The sequence below is a fragment of the Cognatilysobacter bugurensis genome, assembly GCF_014652095.1.
Lineage (GTDB): Bacteria > Pseudomonadota > Gammaproteobacteria > Xanthomonadales > Xanthomonadaceae > Cognatilysobacter > Cognatilysobacter bugurensis.
Genome location: NZ_BMYD01000004.1, coordinates 238,797 through 263,212 on the forward strand (window position 1 = coordinate 238,797; position 24,416 = coordinate 263,212).

At 68.8% G+C, this 24,416-nt stretch carries 22 protein-coding genes; 11 read left to right on the forward strand and 11 right to left on the reverse strand.

From position 1 onward, the window contains the following. The first annotated feature begins 1 nt into the window (after position 1). The 4 genes from IE075_RS12525 to IE075_RS12540 are packed head-to-tail and all read left to right on the forward strand — an operon-like array spanning position 2 to position 2,688. Positions 2-1,528: a monovalent cation/H+ antiporter subunit D gene (locus tag IE075_RS12525; RefSeq protein ID WP_189457056.1), complete on the forward strand. Its 1,527-nt coding sequence runs from the start codon at positions 2-4 to the stop codon at positions 1,526-1,528. Continuing rightward, positions 1,525-2,010 (forward strand): Na+/H+ antiporter subunit E, encoded by a 486-nt coding sequence (locus tag IE075_RS12530; protein ID WP_189457058.1) that lies wholly within the window; start codon positions 1,525-1,527, stop codon positions 2,008-2,010. The genes IE075_RS12525 and IE075_RS12530 overlap by 4 nt, the downstream gene beginning before the upstream one ends. A 44-nt stretch (positions 2,011-2,054) precedes the next feature. After that, positions 2,055-2,276 carry a K+/H+ antiporter subunit F gene (locus tag IE075_RS12535; RefSeq protein ID WP_229792523.1) on the forward strand — a complete coding sequence of 74 codons (222 nt, stop codon included), beginning with the start codon at positions 2,055-2,057 and terminating at the stop codon, positions 2,274-2,276. Positions 2,277-2,289: 13 nt separating this feature from the next. Further along, the gene (locus IE075_RS12540) at positions 2,290-2,688 is read left to right on the forward strand and encodes a Na+/H+ antiporter subunit G (RefSeq protein WP_189457062.1); all 399 of its coding nucleotides are present in this window, start codon (positions 2,290-2,292) and stop codon (positions 2,686-2,688) included. Positions 2,689-2,695: 7 nt separating this feature from the next. On the opposite strand, the gene IE075_RS12545 is transcribed toward IE075_RS12540, so the two are convergent. The 4 genes from IE075_RS12545 to hppD all read right to left on the reverse strand — a co-directional run bounded on the left by IE075_RS12545 (position 2,696) and on the right by hppD (position 6,960). Next, positions 2,696-3,649, reverse strand: coding sequence for a calcium/sodium antiporter (locus IE075_RS12545; protein ID WP_189457064.1), 954 nt, complete (start codon positions 3,647-3,649; stop codon positions 2,696-2,698). Between the two features lie 33 nt (positions 3,650-3,682). Next, positions 3,683-4,333 (reverse strand): lectin, encoded by a 651-nt coding sequence (locus IE075_RS12550; RefSeq protein WP_189457066.1) that lies wholly within the window; start codon positions 4,331-4,333, stop codon positions 3,683-3,685. 89 nt (positions 4,334-4,422) lie between these two features. Beyond that, positions 4,423-5,715 carry a homogentisate 1,2-dioxygenase gene (gene hmgA, locus IE075_RS12555; protein WP_189457275.1) on the reverse strand — a complete coding sequence of 431 codons (1,293 nt, stop codon included), beginning with the start codon at positions 5,713-5,715 and terminating at the stop codon, positions 4,423-4,425. Positions 5,716-5,865: 150 nt separating this feature from the next. Continuing rightward, complete coding sequence (gene hppD / locus IE075_RS12560) at positions 5,866-6,960, reverse strand: 4-hydroxyphenylpyruvate dioxygenase (RefSeq protein ID WP_189457069.1); 1,095 nt, start codon at positions 6,958-6,960, stop codon at positions 5,866-5,868. 133 nt (positions 6,961-7,093) lie between these two features. Here hppD and IE075_RS12565 point away from each other — a divergent pair, with 133 nt between their 5' ends. Next, complete coding sequence (locus IE075_RS12565; RefSeq protein WP_189457071.1) at positions 7,094-7,558, forward strand: MarR family winged helix-turn-helix transcriptional regulator; 465 nt, start codon at positions 7,094-7,096, stop codon at positions 7,556-7,558. A gap of 67 nt (positions 7,559-7,625) precedes the next feature. Here the strand turns inward: IE075_RS12565 and IE075_RS12570 are convergent, their stop codons facing one another. The 3 genes from IE075_RS12570 to IE075_RS12580 form a co-directional block, all read right to left on the reverse strand. Then, complete coding sequence (locus tag IE075_RS12570; protein WP_189457073.1) at positions 7,626-9,221, reverse strand: peptide MFS transporter; 1,596 nt, start codon at positions 9,219-9,221, stop codon at positions 7,626-7,628. Positions 9,222-9,425: 204 nt separating this feature from the next. Further along, a complete protein-coding gene (locus tag IE075_RS12575) occupies positions 9,426-11,012 on the reverse strand; it encodes an AbgT family transporter (RefSeq protein ID WP_189457091.1) in 1,587 nt (528 codons plus the stop codon). A 43-nt stretch (positions 11,013-11,055) separates the two neighbouring features. Further along, positions 11,056-11,955 (reverse strand): tryptophan 2,3-dioxygenase, encoded by a 900-nt coding sequence (locus IE075_RS12580; RefSeq protein ID WP_189457093.1) that lies wholly within the window; start codon positions 11,953-11,955, stop codon positions 11,056-11,058. 139 nt (positions 11,956-12,094) lie between these two features. On the opposite strand from IE075_RS12580, the gene IE075_RS12585 reads away from it, so the two are divergent. From IE075_RS12585 to IE075_RS12605, 5 genes are all read left to right on the forward strand, one after another. Further along, positions 12,095-15,643, forward strand: a complete 3,549-nt coding sequence (locus IE075_RS12585; RefSeq protein WP_189457095.1) for a lamin tail domain-containing protein — start codon at positions 12,095-12,097, stop codon at positions 15,641-15,643. 248 nt (positions 15,644-15,891) lie between these two features. Further along, entirely contained in the window at positions 15,892-16,962 is a 1,071-nt protein-coding gene (pdhA, locus tag IE075_RS12590; RefSeq protein ID WP_189457097.1) for a pyruvate dehydrogenase (acetyl-transferring) E1 component subunit alpha, read from the forward strand. After that, positions 16,962-17,993 carry an alpha-ketoacid dehydrogenase subunit beta gene (locus IE075_RS12595; RefSeq protein ID WP_189457099.1) on the forward strand — a complete coding sequence of 344 codons (1,032 nt, stop codon included), beginning with the start codon at positions 16,962-16,964 and terminating at the stop codon, positions 17,991-17,993. Before pdhA ends, IE075_RS12595 begins: the two co-directional genes overlap by 1 nt. Before the next feature lie 60 nt (positions 17,994-18,053). Further along, positions 18,054-19,493 carry a dihydrolipoamide acetyltransferase family protein gene (locus tag IE075_RS12600; protein ID WP_189457101.1) on the forward strand — a complete coding sequence of 480 codons (1,440 nt, stop codon included), beginning with the start codon at positions 18,054-18,056 and terminating at the stop codon, positions 19,491-19,493. Between the two features lie 325 nt (positions 19,494-19,818). Continuing rightward, positions 19,819-20,013 carry a hypothetical protein gene (locus IE075_RS12605; protein ID WP_189457103.1) on the forward strand — a complete coding sequence of 65 codons (195 nt, stop codon included), beginning with the start codon at positions 19,819-19,821 and terminating at the stop codon, positions 20,011-20,013. Between the two features lie 284 nt (positions 20,014-20,297). Here the strand turns inward: IE075_RS12605 and IE075_RS12610 are convergent, their stop codons facing one another. Together IE075_RS12610 and IE075_RS12615 are read right to left on the reverse strand one after the other, a co-directional pair. Then, positions 20,298-20,618, reverse strand: a complete 321-nt coding sequence (locus tag IE075_RS12610; RefSeq protein ID WP_189457105.1) for a hypothetical protein — start codon at positions 20,616-20,618, stop codon at positions 20,298-20,300. Then, a complete protein-coding gene (locus IE075_RS12615) occupies positions 20,615-21,910 on the reverse strand; it encodes a tryptophan--tRNA ligase (protein WP_189457107.1) in 1,296 nt (431 codons plus the stop codon). The genes IE075_RS12610 and IE075_RS12615 overlap by 4 nt, the downstream gene beginning before the upstream one ends. A gap of 113 nt (positions 21,911-22,023) precedes the next feature. On the opposite strand from IE075_RS12615, the gene IE075_RS12620 reads away from it, so the two are divergent. Then, entirely contained in the window at positions 22,024-22,896 is an 873-nt protein-coding gene (locus IE075_RS12620) for a hypothetical protein (protein WP_189457109.1), read from the forward strand. Positions 22,897-23,016: 120 nt separating this feature from the next. On the opposite strand, the gene IE075_RS12625 is transcribed toward IE075_RS12620, so the two are convergent. Both IE075_RS12625 and rocF read right to left on the reverse strand, forming a co-directional pair. Beyond that, positions 23,017-23,205, reverse strand: coding sequence for an entericidin A/B family lipoprotein (locus IE075_RS12625; protein ID WP_189457111.1), 189 nt, complete (start codon positions 23,203-23,205; stop codon positions 23,017-23,019). 254 nt (positions 23,206-23,459) lie between these two features. Beyond that, a complete protein-coding gene (gene rocF / locus IE075_RS12630) occupies positions 23,460-24,383 on the reverse strand; it encodes an arginase (protein ID WP_189457113.1) in 924 nt (307 codons plus the stop codon). Positions 24,384-24,416 lie beyond the last annotated feature (33 nt).

Genomic DNA, 24,416 nt, shown 5'->3' on the forward strand with positions numbered 1-24,416 from the left:
CATGCACCTGCCGGTCCTCGCAATCCTCGTTCCGCTGGTGTTCGGCGCACTCGCGCTGCTCGTCGAGCGCCGCAGCATTGCGACGATGCGCGCGGTCGGCGCGCTCGGGCTCGCATCGCTGCTCGTCGTGGCCGTCGCGCTCGTCGACCGCGCCGGCTCGGGCGTGATCGACGTCTACCTCGTGGGCGACTGGCCGGCGCGGCTCGGCATCGCGCTCGTCGCTGACCGGCTCGGGGCGATGCTCGTTCTCGCCACCGCGGTGCTCGCCACCGCATGCGCTCTGCACGCCGCGAGTGGATGGGACGCGCGCGCCACGCACTTCCATGCGCTGCTGCAGTTCCAGCTCGCCGGTCTCAACGGCGCGTTCCTCACCGGCGACCTGTTCAACCTGTTCGTGTTCTTCGAGGTGATGCTCATCGCCTCGTACGGGCTTCTGCTCAGCGGCGGCCGCGGCCAGCGCATGCGCGCGGGCTTCCACTACGTGGTGTTCAACATCGCCGCGTCGACGCTGTTCCTCGTGGCGCTCGGCCTGCTGTATGGCCTGCTCGGCACGCTCAACATGGCCGAGATGGCGCTGCGCGTGTCCACGGCCGATCCAGCCGATCTCGCGCTGATCCGCGCAGCCTCGGGCGTGCTGCTCGTCGTGTTCTGCGGCAAGGCGGCGCTGCTGCCGCTGTACCTGTGGCTGCCGGGCGCGTACTCGTGGGCGCCGGCGCCGGTCGCAGCCTTGTTCGCGATCATGACCAAGGTCGGCGTCTACGCGGTGCTCCGCGTGTACACGCTCGTGTTCGGCAGCACGGCGGGCCCGCTCGCCGGCTGGGCGTGGGACTGGCTGCTGCCGCTGGGCCTGGCCACGCTCGTGCTTGCGACGCTCGGCGCGCTTGCCGCGACGACGCTGCGCATGCAGGTGGCCTACCTCGTGGTTGCATCGGCGGCTACGCTGTTCATCGCGTTCTCGCTCGGCACGCCCGATGCCGTTGGCGCGGGGCTGTACTACCTGCTGCACAGCACGTTCGTCGCGGCTGCGTTGTTCCTCGTCGTCGACCTGATCCGCGGCCAGCGCGGCGCCCGGCGCGACCTGCTCGACGCCGCGGGCCCGCTGCATCGCCCTGCCCTGCTCGGCACGCTGTTTGCGGTCGCCGCGGTGTCGATCGCCGGACTTCCGCCGCTGTCGGGCTTTTTCGGCAAGCTCATGATCCTCGACGCCGTGCCGCCCGGCGCGCGCGGCTGGGTGTGGTCGATCGTGCTCGGCACCAGCCTGATGAGCCTCATCGCCCTCGCCCGCACCGGCAGCCAGGTGTTCTGGCGGGCCGAACCGTGGCCAGCCGCCGCGCCGGTGCCCGCGGCGCCGAGCCGCGTCCAGGTGATCGCCACGCTTGCCCTGCTCGGCTGCGGCATCGCGCTCGTGCTCGGCGGCGGGGCCGTGGTCGGCTACACCGAGGCCGCCGCGCAGCAGTTGCTTGCGCCCGAGGCGTATATCGACGCAGCGCGCAGCGCGACGCCGCAGCTTCGGGCGCCGTCGCCATGAGCCGCTTCCTGCCTTCTCCGCCGCTGAGCATCGCCGTGCTGGTGCTGTGGCTCCTGCTCGTCGCCGAGTTCAGCGCGGGGCAGCTCGTGCTCGGCATCGCGCTGGCGATCGCATTGCCGCTCGTGGCCGGCGCGCTGCAGCCCGAGCGCGCGCACGTGCGGCGTACGCGCGCGGTGTTCGTGCTGCTCGCGCGCGTGCTGTGGGACATCGTGCTGTCGAATATTGAAGTTGCGCGCCGCATCCTCGGCCCCGAGAGCGCGCTGACGCCGACGTTCGTCTGGCTGCCGCTGGATCTCACCAACATCCATGGCATCACCACGCTCGCGAGCATCATCACGCTGACGCCGGGCACGGTCTCGGCCGAGCTCAGCGAAGACCGGCGCCACCTGCTGATCCATTGCTTCAACCTCGACGACGCCGAGCAGTTGCTCGCGACGATCAAGGCCCGCTACGAAGCGCCGCTCAAGGAGATCTTCCCGTGATCGAGAGCGCGGTGCTGATCGCCTTGCACGTCATTGGCTTCGCGATGCTGCTGAGCCTGTGGCGGCTGCTGCGCGGCCCCACGGTCGCCGACCGCATCCTCGCGCTCGACACGCTGTACATCAACGCGATCGCGGCGTTGATCCTGTTCGGCATGCACCTGCGCTCGTCGATCTATTTCGAGGCTGCGCTCGTGATCGCGATGCTCGGCTTCGTCGGTACGGCGGTGCTCAGCAAGTACGTGCTGCGCCGGGACATCGTCGAATGAGCGGAGACCGGACATGAGCGCGCTCGCGGAAATCCTGCTCAGCCTGCTGATCGCGATCGGCACGTTCTTCGTGCTCGTCGGTTCGTTCGGGCTGTTCAAGCTGTCGGAGTTCTTCAAGCGCCTGCACGGCCCGACGAAGGCGAGCACGCTCGGCGTCGGCTGCATCCTGATCGCGTCGATCGCGTTTCACGGGCTGCGCGGCGACGGCCTGGGCCTACGCGAGATCCTGATCACGCTGTTCCTGTTTCTGACCGCGCCGATCAGCGCCCACGTGATGGCCCGTGCTGCGCTGCGGCTATCGCCCGAGCAGCGTCCGCCGCAGCCGCCGGCCGCGTCGGCGACGATGTCGAAGGCCGCCGAGAGCGACGCTCAGGCTTCACCCGCGGCCGGCCGCGGGCCCGACGCAGACTGAGCGCGCGTCAACGCCACACGAGCGCGAGCTCGTACCCGACCCACAGCACGAACGCGAAGACGAGCACCCCGCCCTCGCGCCGGCTGACGCGCAGATCGCCGCGGAGGATCGGGTAGAGCATCAGCGCGAACGCGAGCGCGGCGGGCAGCTCGATCAGCACGAACGAGCGCGGCATCGGCAGCGGATCGACAATCGCGACCAGCCCGACGACGACGAGCACGTTGAACAGGCTCGAGCCGATCACGTGGCCGGCGACAAGGTCGCCCTGCCCGCGCCGCGCGGCCGCGACGGCCGCCGCGATCTCGGGCAGCGCCGTGCCGATCGCGACCGGCAGCAGGCCCACGAGCAGCGACGTCAGGCCGAGCGCCTCGCCGATCGTCGGCGCGGCGCGCACGACGAACCTCGAACCGAAGTACAGCAGCGCCACGGCAATCGCGACGCGAATCAGGTTCAGGCGCAGGTCCGCACTGGTGGCCGCGTAGGCCTCGAGTTCGGCACGCACCTCGGGCGATTCGCGATCCGCGCGACTCAGCGCGAACGCCAGCACCGCGACGAACGCAATGAGCAGGCCGATGCCGTCGAGCCGGGAGATCTCGCCGTCGAGCCCGAGCAGGCCTAGCGCGACGGTCGCGAGCACGAGCACGATCCACAGCGGGTTGAGCGAACGCCAGTCAATCACCAGCGGCGCGGCGAGCGCGGCCAGGCCGAGCGTGAGCCCGACATTGACGACGTTGCTGCCGACCGCGTTGCCGAGCGCGAGCCAGGGCTGGCCGGTGGCCGCCGCATGCAGGTTCACGGCCAGCTCCGGCAGCGACGTCGCAAATGCCACCAGCACGAGGCCCGCGGTGAACGGCGTGAGGCCCGCGCGCTGTGCGAGCCCGGACGCGCCTTTGACGATCGAATCGCCGCCAAGTGCGAGCAGCACCAGGCCGATCGCGAACAGACCCATGGCCTCAAGCATCAACCGCGCTCCGCCGTGCCGCGACCGCGCATATCAGGCGCAGCCTTCGACGTAATCGACCTGCGGCGGCTGGCCGATGCGCCACTTCGTCACGCGCCCCTCGACGTCGGTTTCGAACAGCAGCACCTGGCCGCTGCCGCCCGCATCAGGCACGCGCAGGTAGTTGGCGCCGTCGACGTACTTGTGCGGCTGCACTTCGAGCCGCTGTGCGTAGAGCTTCGCGATCTCGTGCGTGCTCATGCCGATGCGACCGCCGCCGGGGGCGACGAGCGATGCATCGTCGACATCGATGCGGCGGAACGCGCTGCCGTCCATCATGAAGCCGATGCGGTAACGCCCCGGCGCCATCGATGCGTTCGTGGGGTACAGGTAATAGCAACCGTCGACCTGCGGCGGGCCCTTCGTGGTGAGCTCACCGTCCCATGCCGCGCGCAGCATCTTCTCGTCGGAGCCGAACGGCGCGGTCTTGAAGCCGAAGTAGGCGATCGCGTCGGATGCGATCGGCAGCGATGCGTTCGCGCCGTCCGCCGCGGACACCGTATCGGCGGTCGACGCCGGCGCGGGTGCGGCCGCCGTGGCAGCCGGCACTTCGGCGGGCGCATCGTTGGCGGGCTCGCGGTCGCACGCCACGAGCGCGCACAGCAGCGGAATCGACAGCAGAACCGACAGCGGGCGAACGGGCATCGGCGTTCTCCGGAGAGGGACAGACGAGTCCGGGGCGGACGCCCGCAGCCTAGCTTCGCGCGGTGAAAGCAACGCGAATGCGCCGCCGGTCAGGGCGGCGGCGAGAAGTGCTTGCGCAGCCCGGACCAGCATGCCTGGTAATCGCGCTGGCGGTGCTCGGCGTCGAGCGCTTGGCGTGTGGGGCGGATCACCGAGCGCGACTCGAACATGAAAGCCATCGTGTCGCGGATGACGTCGGGCTTGGATAGATCCGCGTGCGATGCCTTCTCGAACGTGGCCGCATCCGGCCCGTGACCCGTCATCGAGTTGTGCAGCGAGCAGCCGCCGGGCGCGAATCCCTCCGCTTTTGCGTCGTACGCGCCGTGCACGAGCCCCATGAACTCGCTGGCGATGTTGCGATGGAACCACGGCGGCCGGAACGTGTCCTGCATCGCGAGGGTGCGCGGCGGGAAAATCACGAAATCGATGTTGCTCGTGCCCGGCGTGTCGCTGGCGGAATGCAGCACGAGGAAGATCGACGGGTCGGGATGATCGAAGCTGATCGAGCCGATCGCGTTGAAGTGCCGCAGGTCGTACTTGTACGGCGCGTAGTTGCCGTGCCAGCCGACGACGTCAAGCGGGGAGTGCGCGATGTCCGCGCGCCACAGGTGGCCCTGGAACTTCGCGATCAGTTCGAGCTCGCCCTCGCGATCCTCGAACGCCGCGTGCGGCGTGAGGAAGTCGCGCGGGTTCGCGAGGCCATTGCTGCCAATGGGACCGAGGTCCGGCAGGCGCAGCATCGCGCCGAAGTTCTCGCACACGTACCCGCGCGCGGCGCCGTCCGGCAGCGTGACCGCAAACCGCACGCCACGCGGAATCACCGCGATCTCCTGCGGCTCGACGTCGAGCACGCCGAGCTCGGTCTCGATGTGCAGCCGGCCCTGCTGCGGCACGATCAGCAGCTCGCCGTCGGCGTCGTAGAAGTAGCGCCCGTCCATGTCGCGGTTCGCGGCGTACAGGTGCACGCCGAGGCCCGTCTGCGCGGCCGGTCCGCCGTTGCCGGCGACGGTGAACAAGCCATCGACGAAATCTCGCGGCGCCTCGGCGCCGGGCAGTGGCAACGGGCTCCAGCGCAGCTGGTCCGGCGTGACCGGGCCGGCATGGAAATCGTTGTGGAACGTGGCGGTGGCCGGGCCTTCGTACAGCGCGAACGTCCCGTGCATGGCCGCGGGCCGGATGCGGTACAGCCAGCTGCGGCGGTTCTCACCGCGCGGTGCGGTGAACGCGGTGCCGGAGATCTGCTCGGCATAAAGCCCGTACGCGACGCGCTGCGGCGAGTTGCGGCCCACCGGCAGCGTGCCCGGGATCGCCTCGGTCGCGAACTCGTTGCCAAAGCCGCTCATGTAGCCGCGCGTCGGCACGCGCCCGCTGCGCGCCTCGGCCAGCGGGATCACGTTCTCCGCGTTCTCGATCGCGCGCTCGGTGGCGGCGTCGGCCGCACCGCTGGCATGGCTCGTCATCGCTGGATCTCCGGTCGTTTGGACGCGTGCCGCTTACAGCACGCCGCGCTTCATCTGGTCGCGCTCGATCGACTCGAACAGCGCCTGGAAGTTGCCTTCGCCAAAACCTTCATTGCCCTTGCGCTGGATGATCTCGAAGAAGATCGGCCCGATCGCGTTCTGGGTGAAGATCTGCAGCAGCTTGCGGCTCTTCGTTTCCGGGTCCGCGTCGATGAGGATCTTGTTGCGGCGCAGGCGCTCGACGTCTTCCTGATGATTCGGGATGCGCTGGTCGATCACGTCGAAATACGTGTCCGGCGTGTCGAGGAACTCCATGCCCTGCCCGCGCATCGCCTCGATCGTCTCGTAGATGTCATCGGTAAAGCACGCGATGTGCTGGATGCCCTCGCCCTTGTACGCGTCGAGGTACTCGTTGATCTGGCTCTTCGGGTCGGACGACTCGTTGAGCGGAATGCGCACGATGCCGTCCGGCGCGGTCATCGCCTTCGAGACCAGACCCGTCTTCGCGCCCTTGATGTCGAAGTAGCGGATCTCGCGGAAGTTGAACAGACGCTCGTAGTAGTCGCTCCACTTCTGCATGTTGCCGAAGTAGAGGTTGTGCGTGAGGTGGTCGATGAACGTCAGACCGAAGCCCTTCGGGTGCTGGTCGGCGCCTTCGATCGGCTCGAAGTCGGCGTCGTACATCGTGCCCGCGTCGCCGTAGCGATCGACGAGATACAGCATGCAGTCACCGATGCCCTTCACGACCGGCGCATCGACCGCCTTGGTCTCGGGCTTGTTGTCGATCGCTTCGCCGCCGTTGCCGAGCACGACCTGGCAGACCTCGTCGGAGGGCTTGCGGAAGCGGATCGCGAAGCCGCAGGCGCTGGGCCCGTGGGCCTTTGCGAAATCCGCGGCAAAGCTGTCGGGGTCCTCGTTGACGAGAAAATTCACGCCGCCCTGGCGGTAGACGGTGATCGGCCGCGACTTGTGCTTGAGCACCGCGGTGAAGCCCATCTTGCGGAAGTACTCGTGGAGCACCGCGCCCTGGCCTTCCGGCGCTGCGAACTCGACGAATTCGAAGCCGTCGATGCCGAGCGGATTTTCGAACGTGGTGACCTGCATGCCGAGGTTGGGTTGGGCGTTCATCGGAAAACTCCTGGCTCGAATCAAGGGCGATGCCGCGCGCTTCGGCGTGCATCGGGAGGACGGTCGCCGCGCTTGCACGGCCTGCCCGAACCTTATAGTTTCAGATGAAACCATTTGCAAGGCGCGGCGCCGCATGACCGCCGAACTCGATCTCGAGCACTTCCTGCCCTACCGCCTGTCCGTGCTCAGCAACCGGGTGAGCGGCGCGATCGCGCGCGTGTATTCGGAGCGCTTCGACCTCGGCATTACCGAGTGGCGGGTGATCGCAGTGCTCGGCCGGTACCCGGAGCTCTCCGCCGGCGAGGTCGCGCAGCGCACGGCGATGGACAAGGTCGCGGTCAGCCGCGCGGTCGCACGCCTGCTCGAGGGCGGCCGGCTCGAGCGCGACGTCAGCGACGCCGACCGCCGGCGCTCGGTGCTGCGGCTGTCGGAGGCGGGCCGCGCGATCCTCGCCGAGGTCGCGCCGCACGCGCTGGCATTCGAGCAGCGGCTGCTCGCGGGCATGGCTGCCGACGAGCGCGACGCGCTGTTCCGCCTGCTCGACCGCCTCGATGCGCTCGAGCTGCAGGCCGAGGCGGAGTTGGACGCTCCGCAGTGACCTGATGCGTTGACACAAAAAAGGACGGCGGCCTTGTGGCCGCCGTCCGTTTTCCAGCCGTGCGCGATCAGCGGCGCTTGGGCTTTTCTTCCACTTCCAGATGCATGCCCGGCGCGCCCTTCTCGGCCAGCTGGTCGCGGCCGGCGAGGTCGGTGTCGTCGCGCAGCGTGTTCAGGTGCATCAAGCGCTTGATCAGCGGGGCCACCACGAGCATGCCGATGCCGACTGCCACTGCGGTCCAGCCCACCGTCGAGTAGACCTCGATCACGCGCTCGGAGCCCGCGTTCTCGACGCCCTCGGCGCCGGTCGCCGACGCGATCAGGCCGGCAGCGAAGTTGCCCGTCGCCGAGGCGAAGAACCAGGTGCCCATGATCAGGCTGGCCATGTGCGCCGGCGCCAGACGGTTCATTGCCGACAGACCCACCGGCGACAGGCACAGCTCGCCGGTCGTGTGCAGCAGGTAGATCAGGAAAATGAACACAACCGGGGTCAGCCCACCGGTCGCGCGGTCACCCGCCACCAGCACCAGGAAGCCAAGGCCGACCTGGATCACGCCAAGCGCGAACTTCGCCGGAGCGGACGGCTCCATGCCCCGACGTCCCAGCCACAGCCACAGCGACGCGAACAGCGGCGCGAGCAGCACGATGTAGATCGCATTGATCGACTGGAACACCGAAGCCGGCACCGTGATGCCGAAGATCGTGCGCTCGACGTCGCGGTCGGTGTAGAGGTTCAGCGACGAACCGGCCTGCTCGAACAGCGCCCAGAACAGGATCGAGCCGACGATGAGGTAGAGCGCGGCGATGATGCGGTCGCGGTCTTCCTTCGGCAGCTTGAACACCGCGGTGAACAGCACGTACGCGACGAGGATCGCGCCCGCGCCCATCAGCAGGAAGCCGACCAGCGACTGGTACTGGATCATGATCCAGACCAGGCCGACGCCGAGGATGCTGAGGATGTAGAGCAGCCACTCGAAGCGGATGCCCATGACCTTCGAGTTCAGGCGCTCGGGGTTCTTGGACTCGCCGCGGCCCAGCAGCAGCGGCTTGCCCCACATGAACACCAGAAGGCCCAGCAGCATGCCGATGCCCGCCGCACCGAAGCCGTAGGCCCAGCCGTAGGTCTGGCCCAGCCAACCGGCGACGATCGCACCGAGCGCCGCGCCGAGGTTGATGCCCATGTAGAAGATCGTGTACGCCGGATCGCGCCGCACGTCGGTGCGCGAGTACAGCTGGCCCACGATCACCGAGATGTTGGCCTTCAAAAAGCCCGAGCCGACGATGATGAAGCTCAGCGCAAGCCAGAAGATGTTGATGGCCGCGCCTTCCTGCCCACCGTCGCCCTCGAACGCCATGAGGAAGTGACCAAACGTCAGCAGCACGGCGCCGAACAGCACCGCCTTGCGCTGCCCGAGATAACGGTCGGCGAGGTAGCCGCCGATCACCGGCGTGATGTAGACCAGCGCGGTGTACGCGCCGTAGATCACCGACGCTTCGCTGTCGGAGAACAGCCAGTGCTGCACGAGATAGAAGATCAGCAGCGCACGCATGCCGTAGTAGGAGAAGCGCTCCCACATCTCGGCGAAGAACAGCACGAACAGGCCGCGTGGATGGCCGAGGATGGTCCTGCCTTCTTCGCCGCTTAAACCTTGAGTCGACTTCATGCGTGGTAATTCCTGGTGATGCCAGCGGCCGTGGAGAGAACAAGTGGACATGCGGCAGCGGAGCCGCCGCGCCCGGCCGCAAGGTGTAACCGTTGCGATACGGCCGAGTCAAACCGCCGTGCGATGGTGCAACGCAGCGTCTGCACCGTCCAAACCCAAACGAAAACGGCCTGCATGGCAGGCCGTTTCGCTATCCGGGGCCGGTCAAAGACCGGTCGGGTATGTGTAGCTCGCGCCGATCCCCAGCGGGATGCCCAGGGCCCAGAACAGCAACAGGAACGCGGTCCACAGCACCAGCAGCGCGATGGAGAACGGCAGCATAAGCGCCAGCAGCGTGCCGATGCCGGCGGATTTCACGTACTTCTGGCAGAACACCACGATCAGCGGGAAGTACGGCATCAGCGGGGTGATGATGTTCGTGCTCGAATCGCCGACCCGGTACGCCGCTTGCGTCAGGTCGGGCGAGATGCCCAGCTGCATCAGCATCGGCACCATGATCGCCCCGATCAGGGCCCACTTCGCCGACGCCGAGCCGACCACGAGGTTGACCAGGCCGGTCAGCAGCACGATGCCGACCAGCGTGAGCGCGGTCGGAAAGCCCATCGCCTGCAGCCAGTTCGCGCCCTTGATCGCGAGCAGCGCGCCGAGGTTGCTCTGCGCGAATGCATAGATGAACTGCGCCGCGAAGAACGCCATCACGATGTAGTAGCCCATCCCGCTCATGGCCTTCGCCATGCCGGCGATGACGTCGCGGTGGGTCTTCACCGTGCCGGCGAGATAGCCGTACACGACGCCGGGGAGCAGGAAGAACAGGAAGATCAGCGCCACGATCGACTGCATCAGGGGCGCCTGCGCGACCACCAGCTGGCCGGCCGCATCAGCCGGCGCATCGGCTGGTGCGCGCCAGGCCGAATCGGCCGGCAGCGCGGTGAGCACCAGCAGCACCGCGCCCGCGATCATGACCGCCACCGCGACCCACAGCGCACGTCGCTCGGCGGGTGCGAGCGGCTCCATCGCCGGCAGTTGGGACGTGTCGGCGTCGACCGCCGTGCCCTTCAGACGGGGCTCGATGACCCGGTCCGTCAGGAACCAGCCGACGAGAATCACCAGCACCGCCGACGCGGTGGTGAAGAAGTAATTGTTCAGCGGGCTGATCACGAGCGTCGGCTCGATGATGCGCCCGGCTTCCTGGGTGATCGCGGCGAGCAGCGGATCGAGGCTGGATGGCAGGAACATCGTGGCCGAGAACCCGCCCGACACGCCCGCGAACGCCGCCGCGATGCCTGCAAGCGGATGGCGGCCCGCGGCATAGAAGATCACCGCGCCGAGCGGGATCACGAGCACGTAGCCCGCGTCGACCGCGACGTGGCTGAGGATGCCCACGCCGATCAGGACCGGGGTCAGCAGCATGCGCGACGTCACCGCGAGGATCGCGCGTAGGCCGGCATTGATGAAGCCGGTGTGCTCGGCGACGCCGAGGCCGAGCATCGCGACGAGCACCACGCCGAGCGGCGCGAACGTCACGAACGTGTTGACCATCGTCGCGAGGAAGCCGGTGAAGCTGGTGCCCGCGAGCAGGTTCTTGATCGCGATCGGCTCTCCGCTGCGCGGGTCGATCTCGCCGAACGTCATAGTCGACAGCAGCGCGGACACCGCCCACACCACGAGCATCAACATCAGGAACAGCACCGCCGGGTCCGGCAGTCGATTGCCGACACGCTCGACGCCGTCCAGGAACCGGTTGATCGCGCCGCGCGGTGCCGGCGATGGGGACGGATTCGGCTGGCTCACGCGACGGCTCCCGGATGCAATCACGCCATCCTAACAGTCGCCTTCACACGCCGGATGTGCCGCTTTCCACGGGCAATCCGTAGGCGCCGCCTGCGCCGACCGTCGTGCGCACCTCGAACAGCTCCGGGAAGAATGTCTGGTCCAGCGCCTGGCGCAGGAAGCCGACGCCGGTCGACCCGCCGGTGCCGCGCTTGAAGCCGATGACGCGCATCACCGTGCGCAGGTGACGGAACCGCCAGAGCTGGAACGCGGACTCGATATCGACCAGGTCCTCGCACAGGTGGTACGCGGCCCAGTGCGCCTTCGTGTCGTCGTAGATGCGCTCGAACACCGGCAGCAGCGCCTTGTCCGACACGTGCGGCTGCGTCCAGTCGCGCTCGACGTGCGCATCGGGCACCGCGTGGCCGTGCCGGGCGAGGTAGCGCAGCGCCTCGTCGTACAGGCTCGGCGACTCGAGCGCCTCACGCAGCTGCGCGTGCGCGTCGGCATCGTGCGCGAACACCTTGAGCATGTCGGCGTTCTTGTTGCCGAGCAGGAACTCGATCGTGCGGTACTGCAGCGACTGGAACCCCGACGACGGGCCGAGGATGTCGCGGAACTGCACGTACTCTGACGGCGTGAGCGTCTCGAGCACGGTCCACTGCTCGATGAGCTGGCGCAGCACCGCCTTGCAGCGGGAGAACACCTTCTGCGTGCCCGCAAGGTCGTCGGCGCGCAATTTCTCGATTGCGGCGCGAAGTTCGTGGAGGAGCAGCTTCATCCACAACTCGGCGACCTGGTGCTGGACGATGAACAGCAACTCGTCGTGCTGGGCCGGCTGCTTGAGCGGGCGCTGCGAGCTGAGCAGGCGATCGAGCTGAAGGTAATCGGCGTAACTGAGCTTTTCGGCGAAGTCGGTGTGGATCTCCGCTTCGAGCTCGCGCTGGTTCGAATCGACGCTCATTTCGGGGTGCCGGTAACCGGGACGGAAGGGTAGCGCATCCGCCGCACGCGACGGCCGTCACATTCCGGCAATGGATGGGTTCAAATATCCCCCGTCGCGCGCCCGGATGCCGGGCCGGCACACTCGAGGGGAGCAGGCAATGAACGGGCAAACGGGACGCGTTTCGGTATTGGCGCTGGCGGTGGGGCTCGCGCTGGCGGCGCCGGCGCAGGCGGACGTGGTGATCAGCCAGGTCTACGGCGGCGGCGGCAATTCGGGCGCGACGCTGCGCAACGACTTCATCGAGCTGCACAACAACGGCACCGAAGCGGTGAGCCTCGAGGGCTGGTCGGTGCAGTACGCCTCGGCCGGCGGCTCGTCCTGGCAGCGCACGAACCTGTCCGGTTCGATCGCCGCCGGCGGCTACTACCTCGTGCAACAGGCGGCGGGCAGCGGCGGCACGCAGAGCCTGCCGACACCTGATGCCAACGGCGCGATCGCGATGGCGGGCGCATCCGGCAAGGTCGCGCTGGTGAAGAGCCAGACCGCGTTGAGCGGCGACTGCAGTGCGATCCGCGCCGGATCGGCCGACCTGGTCGGCTACGGCAGCGCGAACTGCTTTGAAGGCACGGGCTCTGCCGCTGCGCTCGGCAGCATCAGCGCCGCGCTGCGCCTGGACGGTGGCTGCGAGGACAGCGGCGACAACGCGGCGGACTTCGCGGCCGATGGCCCGACGCCGCGCAACAGCGCCAGCGCGTCCAAGGTCTGCCCGGGCGGCGCACGCACGCTCAACGTCGCCAACGCCTCGATCGAGGAAGGCGCCGACGGCACCCGCGAGCTCGTGTTTACGGTCGAACTCACGCAGCCGGCCGGTGCATCCGGCGTGCGCTTCGACTGGGCCACGCGCGACGGCAGCGCAACCGGTGGCGACGACTACCTCGCTGCGTCGGGTTCGGTGACGATCCCGGCCGGCGAGACGCAGGCGCGCATCGTCGTGGCGGTTCTCGGCGACGCGCGCGAGGAGCAGGACGAGACGTTCGAACTCGTGATTTCGAACATCCAGCGCGCTGCCGCGGGCGATGCGGTCGCGACCGGCACGATCGTCAATGACGATTTCGCGATCACCCCGATCTCCGCGATCCAGGGCGACGGCGCGGCCTCGCCGCTGGCCGGCCAGGTCGTCGCCGCACGCGGCGTGGTGACAGGCCGCAAGTTCAACGGCTTCTTCGTGCAGAGCCTGCCGGCCGACGCCGACGCAAGCGATGCCACGAGCGAGGGTCTGTTCGTGTTCATGCGCAACGCGCCGGCCGACGTGCAGGCCGGCGCCGTCGTGACCGTGCGCGGCACGGTCACCGAGTTCGTGCCGCGCCAGGACCCGGGCCAGGCGCCGCTCACGCAGCTCGCGGGCGAGGTGAGCGTCTTCACGCACGGCACGGCGTCGCTGCCTGCGCCGATCGAGCTCGACGCCACGTTCCCGAGTCCCACCGGCGCCGTCGACCAGCTCGAACGCGCGGAGGCCATGCGCGTGCGCGTTGCCCGCATGACCGTCACCGCGCCGACGGGCGGCAACACGTTCGAGCGCGACGCGATCGGCCGCAGCAACGGTGTCTTCCACGGCGTCGTGGCCGGCGTGCCGCGCCCGTTCCGCGAGCCCGGCATCCAGGCGCCCGACGCGCCGCCCGCCGGCTCGATCCCGCCGATCCCGCGCTGGGACTTCAACCCCGAGCTGCTCTCGGTCGACAGCGACGCCCTCGGTGCGCCGGTGCTCGACGTCGCCGCGGGCACCGAGCTCGCGGAGCTCACGGGCGTGCTCGACTACGGCTTCCGCCGCTACACGCTGCTGCCCGACACCGCACCCGCGGCGGGCCCGGCACCCGCGCCGCACGGCGTGGAGGCGTCGCACGCCGACGGGTTCACCGTGGCGGCCTACAACGTCGAGCGCTTCTTCGACGAGAACAACGACCCTGACCTGGGCGAGCCCGTGCTCACGGCCGCCGCATTCGAGCGCCGCCTCCAGAAAGCCTCGCTCGGCATCCGCGACTCACTGCGCACGCCCGACATCCTGGGCCTGATCGAAGTCGAGAACCTCGAGGTGCTGCAGCGCCTCGCCGACCGCGTGAACGCCGATGCGGTCGCCGCCGGCGAGCCCGACCCGCGCTACACCGCGCACCTGCTCGACGGCAACGACTTCGGCGGCATCGACCTGGGCTTCCTCGTCAAATCTGCCAACGTCGCGGCCGGTGCGCCGCGCGTCGCCGTGCGCTCGGTCGAGCAAATCGGCAAGGACACGCTGTGGACCACACCCGAAGGGGAGGCGCAGCAGCTCAACGACCGTCCGCCGCTCGTGCTCGAGGCCAACGTGCAGTACGCGGACGGCCGCGTGTTCCCCGTGACCGTGGTGCTCGTGCACCAGCGCTCGCTTAACGGCGCCGACGAAAGCGGCCCCGGCGGCGACCGCGTGCGCAGCAAGCGCCAGCGCCAGGCCGAGTTCCTTGCGGCCTACCTCAACGGCCGGCAAACGCGCGACCCCGACGCGCGCCTGGTTGTGCTCGGCGATTTCAACGCCTTCGAGTTCAACGACGGCCTCGTCGATGCGATGGGCGTGATCACTGGCGCACCGAGCCTCGATGAGCAGACCGCGGTGCTCGGCGACGGCGTCGATCTCGTGAACCCGGACCTCGTGAACCTCGGCGGCCTCGAGCCCGCGCACGAGCGGTATTCGTTCGTGTTCGGCGGCAACGCGCAGACGCTCGATCACGTGCTCGTCAACGAGGCGCTCATCGTCGCCACGCGGGAGATCACGCTCGATCACGCGCGCATCAACGCCGACTTCCCGGAGATCAACCGCAACGACGCGACTTCACCCTCGCGCCTGGCCGACCACGACCCCGTCGTCGCGACGTTCTACCCGCGCCGCCGCGCCGACCTCGTGCTCACCGCGGTCTCTGCCGGCGATGCGCGCATCGGCCAGACGTTCGCGTTCGACGTCGTGCTGCGCAACGAAGGCCCGGAGCAGGCCGATCGTCCGGGCGTGGGCTTCGAGCTCGACGCCGAGGTCGACGGCCTGCAGGTCACCACGCCGTCGGGCTGGAACTGCGATGCGCCACAGGTCGGCAATGGCCGCACCGCGGTGACCTGCGTCGCCGACGCGCTCGCGTTTGACGGCGAGGCGGGCTTCCGCCTGCAGGCCACCGCGACCGCCCCGCTCGTGGGCCGCACGCTGTCGCTCACCGCGGCGGCCGAGGCGGAGTCGATTGACCCCCAGCCGGACAACAACGGCGCACGCGCGTCGCTGGGCATCACCGCGCTCGCCGACCTGCGGGTCGCACTCGCCGGCCCGGCCAAGCACCTGCGCGCCGGCACGCGCGGCGTGTACCGCGTCGCGGTCGGCAATGCGGGGCCGGATGCGGGCATCGCGCCGGTGCTCACGCTCACCGGCGACGTGCCCGCGCGCAACCTGCACTTCGTCGATGCGGCGGGCTGGTCGTGCCCGATCGTCGACGAAGCCGCCGGCTTCCGCGTGACGTGCACGCGCACGCAGCTGGAGGTTGGCGCCGCGTCGTCGATCGACTTCTCGATCGTGGCGCCGCCGCGCAACGGTCGCGACGAGATCGTCGTACGGGCGCGCATTGCCTCGTCGGGCACGGACTCCCAGGCGTCGAACGACACGGCGGTGCACGCGGTGCGGGTGAACGGTTCGCCGAAGTAACGCGCATGGCGGACGCGGCCCGCCGCGTCCGTCACCCGCTTGATCGATCAATCGCTTGCAGCGCCAATGCGCACGAAATGCAAGGTGCGATGCGACGAAACGGGACACGCAACGAGGCACGCAACGAAAAAAAGGCGCGGCTCCGGCCGCGCCTTTTTTGATGCCCGACGTGCCGCAATGCGCAACAGGCTTTAACGCGCTCGTGGTTATGATCGGCCCCTTTTCCGACATCCGAGGAAACAATCGCGATGGCGCTCGCCGCGAGTTTCGAGATCGAATACCTGCAATACCTCGCGCCCGACGGCACGGCCGTCGCGGAGCTGCCCGAGGCGTTCCGTGACCCGGCGGCGCTGCTGCCGCTGTTCAAGCAGATGCTGTTCGTGCGCGTGTTCGACGGCAAGGCCATTGCGCTGCAGCGCACCGGCAAGCTCGGCACGTACGCGGCAAGCTTGGGCCATGAAGCCACGCACGTCGGCATCGGCGCCTCGATGGGCCCGGACGACGTGTTCGCCCCGAGCTACCGCGAGTACGGCGCGCAGTTCATGCGCGGCGTGCAGCCGCGCGAAGTGCTCATGTACTGGGGCGGCGACGAACGCGGCAATGACTTCTCCGGCATGAAGCAGGACTACCCCTGGTGCGTGCCGATCTCGACCCAGTGCTTGATGGCGGCCGGCGCGGCGCTGTCGATGAAGCTGCGCAAGCAGCCGGGCATGGCCGTGGCCTGCTGCGGCGACGGCGGCTCGTCGAAGACCGATTTCTACGCCGCACTCAACTCCGCCGGCGCGTACACGCTGCCGCTGGTGCTGTGCGTGATCAACAACGGCTGGGCGATCTCCGTTCCCCGTAAGGCGCAGACCGGCGCCGAGACGCTCGCCCAGAAGGGACTGGCCGGTGGCCTGCACTGCCTCCAGGTGGACGGCAACGACCTGATCGCCGTGCTCGAAGCGATGCGCCGCGCGAGCGAGCGTGCACGCAACGGCGAGGGCGGCAGCGTCATCGAGTTCATGACCTACCGCCTGCACGATCACACCACCGCCGACGACGCGCGTCGCTACCGCGACGAGGCCGAGGTCAAGGACGCCTGGACGCGCGACCCGATCCCGCGCCTGCGCACCTACCTCACCGCGCAGGGCGTGTGGAACGAGGACATGGAAAAGGCCTGGGCCGACGAATGCGCGGCGAAGGTCGACGTCGAGATCAACGCCTACCTCGAGACGCCGGTGCAGCCGGTCGAGGCGATGTTCGACTACCTCTACGCCGACATGCCGGCCGACCTGCAGCACCAGCGCGCACAGGCGCTCGCACGGGAGGGCCGCTGATGAACGCCGCTGCTGATTCGAAGGCCACCACGATGCAAGACGCCAAGGCTCCGGCCGCCATCACCCTGATCGAAGCGATCACCCAGGCGCTCGCGTACGAGATGCGCAACGACCCGAGCGTGCTCGTGCTCGGCGAGGACGTGGGCGTCAACGGCGGCGTGTTCCGCGCCACCGCGGGCCTGTCGGCGCAGTTCGGCCCCGAGCGCGTGCTCGACACGCCGCTCGACGAGACGACGATCGCCGGCCTCACCGTCGGCCTCGCCTCGCAGGGCATGAAGCCCGTCGCCGAAGCGCAGTTCGACGGCTTCATGTACCCGATGGTCGACTTCATCGTCAGCCATGCGGCGCGCATGCGCTACCGCACGCGCGGCCGTCTGACCTGCCCGATGGTGCTGCGCGTGCCGTGGGGCGGTGGCATCCGCGCGCCCGAGCACCACAGCGAGGCGAACGAGGCGATTTTCACGAACGTCCCGGGCCTGCGCGTGGTCATGCCCTCCTCGCCGCAGCGCGCGTACGGCATGCTGCTCGCCGCGATCCGCGAGCCGGATCCGGTGATCTTCTTCGAGCCCAAGCGCATCTACCGCCAGTACAAGGAAGTGGTTGCCGACGACGGCGAGGCACTGCCGCTGGACGTGTGCTACACGCTGCGCGATGGCACCGATGTCACGCTCGTGACGTGGGGCGCGCAGGTCAAGGAAACGCTGGAAGCCGCCGAGAAGCTCGAGAAGGAAGGCATCAGCGCCGAGGTCATCGACGTGGCAACGCTGCGCCCGCTCGATTTCGCGACGATCGCCGAATCGGTCAGCCGCACCGGTCGCTGCGTCATCGTGCACGAGGCCCCGAAGACCGCGGGCTTCGGCGCGGAAATCGCCGCACGCCTCGCCGAGGAGTCGATGTACGACCTCGTTGCGCCGGTCGAGCGCGTGACCGGCTACGACACGCACATCCCGCTGTTCCGCCTCGAGATGAAGTACCTGCCGAGCGTCGACCGCGTCGTCGCCGCCGCCAAGCGCGCGATGGCCGCGAGCTGACGTGCGCGTCGCGCATGGCATCGAACTCGACCCGATCGAAGAACTGAACGAGATCCACGAATGAGCCAGAAGAAGACGTTCCTGCTGCCCGACCTCGGCGAAGGCCTGCCCGACGCCACGATCGTCGAGTGGCACGTCAAGGAAGGCGACACGATCCGCCTCGACGACAACCTCGTGTCGATGGAAACCGCGAAGGCCGTCGTCGACGTGCCCTCCCCCGTTTCGGGCAAGGTGCTGCGCCTGTCCGGCGCCGCGGGCGATGTGATCATCACCGGCAAGATGCTCGCCGAGTTCGAGATCGACCCGTCGATGCCGCAGCGCGCCGAAGGCCAGGACACCGGTCACCACCATGGCGGCGGCCATGCGGACGATGACGACCGCGGCGTCGGCTCGCAGGACCCGATGCCCGACGACCGCGTGGTCGCCTCGCAGGACGGCGGCGCGCTCGAGCATGACGGCGCGCCCGCACCGAAGGGCGAGGCCGGCGGCGAGCGCAGTGATGCGGGCACCGTGGTCGGTGCGATGCAGTCCTCCGACGCGATCCGCAGCGAGCAGGCCACGAGCATTGGCGGCGTCAAGGCGATGCCGGCCGTGCGTGCCCTGGCGCGCAAGATGGGCGTCGACCTGAGCCGCGTGCAGCCGAGCGGCGCCGACGGCGTGGTCACGATGAACGACGTCAAGCAGGCGGCCGCGAACGGCACTGCGAAGGCGCAAGCCGGCGGTGCGTCGCGCGGCGCGGCTTCGCAGCCGATGCCGCAGGCGGCCGCACCGCAGCAGTCGCAGCAGGCCCAGCAAGCGCAGCGCACGACGATGTCCCAGGGCGGCAAGCCGATGCGCACGCAGCCGCCGGGCGCGGCCGCCACCGGCCAGCCCGAGCAGCTCAAGGGCGTGCGCCGCAACATGGCGCGCGTGATGGCCGATGCGCACAGCAAGGTCGTGCCGACCACGCTCGTCGACGACGCCGACCTGCACGCCTGGATCGGCAAGCAGGACATCACCGCCCGCCTCGTGCGCGCGATCGTCGCGGCCTGCAAGGCCGTGCCAGCGCTCAACGCGTGGTTCGACGGCGACAACCTCTCGCGCACGATGCATCCGCACGTGGACATCGGCATCGCGGTCGACACCGACGATGGGCTGTTCGTGCCCGCGCTGCGCAACGCCGACATGCTCGACGGTGCCGGCATCCGCGCCGGCATCCAGCGCCTGCGCACGCAGGTCGAATCGCGCACGATCCCGCCGAGCGAGCTGTCGGGCTACACGATCTCGCTGTCGAACTTCGGCATGTTCGCAGGCCGCTACGCGACCCCGGTCGTGGTGCCGCCGTGCGTGGCGATCGTCGGCGCGGGCAAGCTCTCGCACGACGTGGTCGCGGTCATGGGCGGCATCGAAGTGCACCGCCGCATGCCGATCTCGCTCACGTTCGACCACCGCGCCTGCACGGGCGGCGAGGCCGCGCGCTTCCTCAAGGCGCTGCTCGACGACATGGGCCTGCCGCAGTAAGCGACAGCGCGCCACGAAGTCACAAAAACGCCGCGCACGTCGCGGCGTTTTTGTTTGCGGATCCGGCCCACACGACGGCGCCGACGTGGGCTTTCGCAGCTGAGCGACTGGTCGAGAGTGCCGGCGCCCGTGCCCGTGCCCGTGCCCGTGCCCAGGGCTGGTGGCTGGTGCTCGGGACGCATCGCATCGCATTGACCCGAGCAACAATCAAGTCTCTGCTCGCCGCCCGATGATCACGCGCCGCAGCCGCCTGGCCGATTCCATCATCGATTGCCGCGCCGACGACCTCGGCGCGGCGGCGCGATTCTAGAGCGAGACGCTCGGCGTGCCGATCGTCGACGCCGACTCGGGCGCCACTGGCCGTTATGCGGAGTTTGGCGACACGCCCGGCGGGCTGCACCTCGATGGCCACAAGGTCGAACACGAGTCGCGGGTGCATGTGGACATCGAGTCGGACGACATCGACGCGACGCGACTCGAGGCGCTGCGCGCCACGCGCGTCACGCGGTCGCGGCGGTAGTGGGTCATGGAAGCGCCGACCGGTCAGCGCTTTTGCATCGCGCCGATGCGTGAGGACGCCGCCCGCGACGCGCGCAATGTTGGCAGATCGCCGCCGGGCTGGTCGATCATTGCAGCGGCTAAGACCTCGAATCGGCCGGCGCTGCAGCGACTGGTGTGCGTTAGCTGCGCAGTGCGGGTGCTCGACGCGGAGCTCAGCGCGCGAGCGACTGGGGCCAGCGGCCCGGCGCGACAAGAGGCGCGCTGCAGTGCATTAGCACTGCACGCCCCGCTGCGTTTAGCCCCTCATCGTCCAGGACCGCTGCGCAGCAACCAGCGCCGCCGAATGAAAAACGCCGCCACCAACGTGCCGAGGAACACGCCGTAGCCGACGGCGGTCGCGAGCACCTGGCGCCACATGCGCCCGTAGGTCGGGTCGGCCTCGGCATTGGCCCAATGCACGCTCGCGATGAACGCGACAGCGGCCACCGCGATCGCGAGCAGGTCGAACACGATGCGTGCACGCGGGCGCGGCTGACGCGGCACCCACCAGTACAGCGCGGTCAGGATCAGGAACCACGGCAGGAACAGGATCAGCGTGAGGTTGAGCTCGACGAGCGGACTCATGCGGATTCGGCGTCGCGCAGCGCGGCGAGCGCGGCGTCGACCTCCTCGCGCGTCACGCTTTCGCCAAGCCCGACCTGCGCGTCGTCGCCCAGGCGGCCTTCGCGTTTGAGCGCGGCCACGCGCTGCCCCGCGTCCTTCGGCGCATCGAAGCCCGCGCTCTGCAGCAACAGGCGCTCGCCATCGACGAGCTTGAAATAGAAGCGCCCGTCGGCCTCGCGGTATTGCTTGAACACCGGCAATGTCGTGCGCGGTTTTTCGTCCGCACCGGTCGACACGACGACCTTCGACAGATCGCGCAGGCCCACGGCTTCGCGCAACTGGGTCACGAACGGGGTCACGTAGGTGCTGCGCACGCGCTGCGCGCCGTCGCGCAGGATCGCTTCGATCTCCGCCGGCTTCGCAATGAGCGCGTCGTACCGCTCGCGCATCGGCGCGACTTCAGTCTCGACGCGTTCGAACAGCGCCTGCTTCGCATCGCCCCATGCGATGCCGTCGTCGAACGCGCGGCGCATCGCAGCGGTTTCGTCGGCACTCGCGAACGCCTGGTACAGCGAGAACACGTTCGATGCGTCGGCGTTCTTGCGCGCGCCCGGCTCGGTCGAGTCAGTTACGATCGACATGATGAGCTTGCGCAGCTGCGCGGTCGGCGCGAACAGCGGGATCGTGTTGTCGTAGCTCTTGCTCATCTTGCGGCCGTCGAGGCCCGGCAGCGTGGCCACCTGTGCTTCGATCACCGCCTCAGGCAGCGTGAAGTGCTCGCCGTAGAGGTGGTTGAAGCGCTGACCGAAATCGCGCGCCATCTCGATGTGCTGCACCTGATCGCGCCCGACCGGCACTTTCTGCGCGTTGAACGCAAGAATGTCGGCGGCCATGAGCACGGGGTACATGAAGAGGCCTGCGGTGACGCCGGCATCCGCATCCTCGCCCTCGGCAGTGTTGCGATCGACCGCGGCCTTGTACGCATGCGCGCGGTTGAGGATGCCCTTGCCGGCCACGCAGGTGAGCATCCAGGTGAGCTCGGGAATCTCGGGGATGTCGCTCTGCCGGTAGAACCAGACCTTGTCGGGCTCGAGCCCGCAGGCCAGCCACGTCGCGGCGATCTCGAGCGTCGAGCGCTGCACGCGCGCCGGGTCGGTGACCTTGATCAGCGCATGCAGGTCGGCGAGGAAATAGAAACTCTCGGTCGACGCATCGCGGCTCGATGTGATCGCGGGGCGGATCGCACCGGCGTAGTTGCCCAGGTGCGGGGTGCCGGAGGTGGTGATGCCGGTAAGGACGCGGGTGCGGGGCATGGCTGTACGGCGGACAAACGGGCCGCGAGTGTAGCGCGCGGATTCGGGCTGGATCGCAGCCCTGTTCAGGCTTGTCGTGCGTTGATGAAGACGCCCACCACGGAGCTTTCCCGATGACACCGCGCCGCACCGCGTTCGCCGCAATTACTGCCGCCGCTTTGCTGCTGACCTCCGCCGCCGCATTCGCGCGCGGCCACTACGACAGCGGCCCCGTCGAGGTCGACCTCGTCGACCGTGACCGAGGCTACGTGCTGCCGCAGTACCTGCACCGCGGCCAGCGCTGGGTGCCGGGTACGCCGGGCCACCGTTATGCCGTCCGCCTGACCAACCACAGCCCCGAGCGCGTGCTCGTCGTGCTCAGCGTCGACGGCGTCAACGCCATGTCCGGCGACAGCGCGGCGGTCGACCAGGGCGGTTACGTGCTCGAACCGTGGCAGAGCACCGAAGTCGCCGGCTGGCGCAAGTCGATGCGCGACGTCGCGCAGTTCTATTTCAGCGACCCGCGCGACAGCTATGCCGCGCGCACGGGGCGTCCGTACGATGTGGGCGTGATCGGCGTGGCGGTGTTCGAGGAAGCGCGTCGCTACTACGCGCCACCGCGTGTCGGCGGCTACCGGGAGCGGCCGATCGCGCAGTCGCAGGCGTCTGAAGCGCAGGCGCCCGAAGCGCAGGCCGAGGGCCAGCCGGCACAGGCGCCGGCGCCCGCCGACGCGCCGGAAATGGCCGGCTCGCGGGCGCAGTCGATTGGCACCGGCCACGGCTACCGCGAGTACGCACCGGTGCGCCGCACCGGCTTCGTGCGTGCGAGCCGGCATCCGGTGCAGGTCACGCAGCTTCGCTACGAAGACGAGCGGGCGCTTCTTGCACGCGGCATCGTGCCGCAGCATTACGACGAGCATCGATACGACCGCCACTACGACCGCCGTCGCTACGGGCCGCAGGCGTTCCCCGGCGGCTTCGTACCCGATCCGCCGCGGCGCTGGTAACCACCGCAGCAACGCAAGAGGGGCCGGCGATGTGCCGGCCCCTCTTCATTCCAGCTCTCGCTGGAGCGCTGCCTTGTACACGGCCGCATCGATCGCGACCGCATCGGGTTCTGCAGGCGCTCAGTCGATCTGGTCGGCGATGCACTCCTCGCCGACAAGGCGCTCACCTTCCTTGCAGGCGATCGCCTCGTCCTGCAGCGCGTCGCCTGCCTGCTGGACGTCCTCACCGAGGCCGGCCATCGTGTTGCACGCAGTGAGGGTGCCCATCGACAACAGGGCCACGAACATCATTCCGATCACTCGCTTCATTGCAATCTCCTTCGATTCGCACGGGGTTGGGGCTGGGCCCCGGGACAGATTCGCCAGGACACGCTTGCACTGCGCCTGCACTGTCATGAGACGCGAGCAACCGTGAAGCCGATGTGCAACCTGACCACGACCCGCACAAGTGCATTTGCGCGTGTTCAGCCGCGTCCGGGGCCGCTTCCACGCCGCACACGCACTGCCGCACCCTGATCCGGCGCCAGCGCGGCAGTCGCTGAAGTGCTCATTCGCTCGTTCGCTCAGTCACGCATCAGCGTCGACTTGCCGAACAGGCTTTCAACCAGGTCGACGGCGAGCAGGCCCGTTGCGTTCTTCGTGTCGAGCACGGGGTTGAGTTCGACGATGTCGAGCGAGGCCATGCGCCCGGTGTCGGCGATCATCTCCATCACCAGCGACGCTTCACGGTAGTTCGGCCCGCCGGGCACCGTCGTGCCCACGCCGGGCGCGATCAGCGGGTCGAGGAAGTCGACGTCGAAGCTCACGTGCAGGTGCGTGTTCTCGTCCAGCCCCTCGAGCGCCTCTTCCATGACGCGCCGCATGCCGACCTCGTCGATGTAGCGCATGTCGTAGACGTCGAGCCCGTACTCCTTGATGAGCTGCTTTTCACCCGGATCCACCGATCGAATGCCGATCTGCTTCACGACGTCGGGCGTGATCGCCGGCGCATCGCCGCCGAGGTGCGTGAGCGGCTGAGGGCCCAGCCCGCACAGGCACGCCACGGGCATGCCGTGGATGTTGCCCGACGGCGTGACCTGGCTGGTATTGAAGTCCGCATGCGCATCGAGCCACAGCACGCGCAGCTTCTTGCCCGTCTCGCGGCAGTGGCGCGCGACGCCGGTGATCGAGCCGAGGCCCAGGCAGTGGTCGCCGCCGAGCATCACCGGCATGCGGCCGATGCTCAGCTCCGCGTACACGGCCTCCATGACGATGCGGTTCCACTCGGCCACCTCGGCCAGATGCCGATAGCCGTCAACGGCGTCGAGCCACGGATTTTGCGGGCCAACGAGGTTGCCGCGATCGATCACGTCGACACTGCGGCCGACGAGCGCCTCGTGCAGGCCGGCAATGCGCAGCGCATCCGGTCCAAGGCGCGCGCCGCGGTGGCCGGCGCCAATGTCGGTGGGGGCGCCGATGATCGTAACGGGCGGGTATCGCTGGGACATGGGGTTCTCCGTGAACGGTGCCGGTGCACGACG

Bases quoted from the DNA above. Each gene is read 5' to 3' on its own strand.
- IE075_RS12600 (WP_189457101.1), top strand. From the start codon at position 18,054: ATGAGCCAGAAGAAGACGTTCCTGCTGCCCGACCTCGGCGAAGGCCTG.
- IE075_RS12620 (WP_189457109.1), top strand. From the start codon at position 22,024: ATGACACCGCGCCGCACCGCGTTCGCCGCAATTACTGCCGCCGCTTTG.
- IE075_RS12615 (WP_189457107.1), bottom strand. From the start codon at position 21,910: ATGCCCCGCACCCGCGTCCTTACCGGCATCACCACCTCCGGCACCCCG.
- IE075_RS12565 (WP_189457071.1), top strand. From the start codon at position 7,094: ATGACCGCCGAACTCGATCTCGAGCACTTCCTGCCCTACCGCCTGTCC.
- IE075_RS12535 (WP_229792523.1), top strand. From the start codon at position 2,055: ATGCTGCTGAGCCTGTGGCGGCTGCTGCGCGGCCCCACGGTCGCCGAC.
- IE075_RS12540 (WP_189457062.1), top strand. From the start codon at position 2,290: ATGAGCGCGCTCGCGGAAATCCTGCTCAGCCTGCTGATCGCGATCGGC.
- IE075_RS12570 (WP_189457073.1), bottom strand. From the start codon at position 9,221: ATGAAGTCGACTCAAGGTTTAAGCGGCGAAGAAGGCAGGACCATCCTC.
- IE075_RS12550 (WP_189457066.1), bottom strand. From the start codon at position 4,333: ATGCCCGTTCGCCCGCTGTCGGTTCTGCTGTCGATTCCGCTGCTGTGC.
- IE075_RS12525 (WP_189457056.1), top strand. From the start codon at position 2: ATGCACCTGCCGGTCCTCGCAATCCTCGTTCCGCTGGTGTTCGGCGCA.
- IE075_RS12625 (WP_189457111.1), bottom strand. From the start codon at position 23,205: ATGAAGCGAGTGATCGGAATGATGTTCGTGGCCCTGTTGTCGATGGGC.
- IE075_RS12580 (WP_189457093.1), bottom strand. From the start codon at position 11,955: ATGAGCGTCGATTCGAACCAGCGCGAGCTCGAAGCGGAGATCCACACC.
- pdhA (WP_189457097.1), top strand. From the start codon at position 15,892: ATGGCGCTCGCCGCGAGTTTCGAGATCGAATACCTGCAATACCTCGCG.
- IE075_RS12610 (WP_189457105.1), bottom strand. From the start codon at position 20,618: ATGAGTCCGCTCGTCGAGCTCAACCTCACGCTGATCCTGTTCCTGCCG.
- rocF (WP_189457113.1), bottom strand. From the start codon at position 24,383: ATGTCCCAGCGATACCCGCCCGTTACGATCATCGGCGCCCCCACCGAC.
- IE075_RS12545 (WP_189457064.1), bottom strand. From the start codon at position 3,649: ATGCTTGAGGCCATGGGTCTGTTCGCGATCGGCCTGGTGCTGCTCGCA.
- IE075_RS12595 (WP_189457099.1), top strand. From the start codon at position 16,962: ATGAACGCCGCTGCTGATTCGAAGGCCACCACGATGCAAGACGCCAAG.
- hmgA (WP_189457275.1), bottom strand. From the start codon at position 5,715: ATGAGCGGCTTTGGCAACGAGTTCGCGACCGAGGCGATCCCGGGCACG.
- IE075_RS12585 (WP_189457095.1), top strand. From the start codon at position 12,095: ATGAACGGGCAAACGGGACGCGTTTCGGTATTGGCGCTGGCGGTGGGG.
- IE075_RS12530 (WP_189457058.1), top strand. From the start codon at position 1,525: ATGAGCCGCTTCCTGCCTTCTCCGCCGCTGAGCATCGCCGTGCTGGTG.
- hppD (WP_189457069.1), bottom strand. From the start codon at position 6,960: ATGAACGCCCAACCCAACCTCGGCATGCAGGTCACCACGTTCGAAAAT.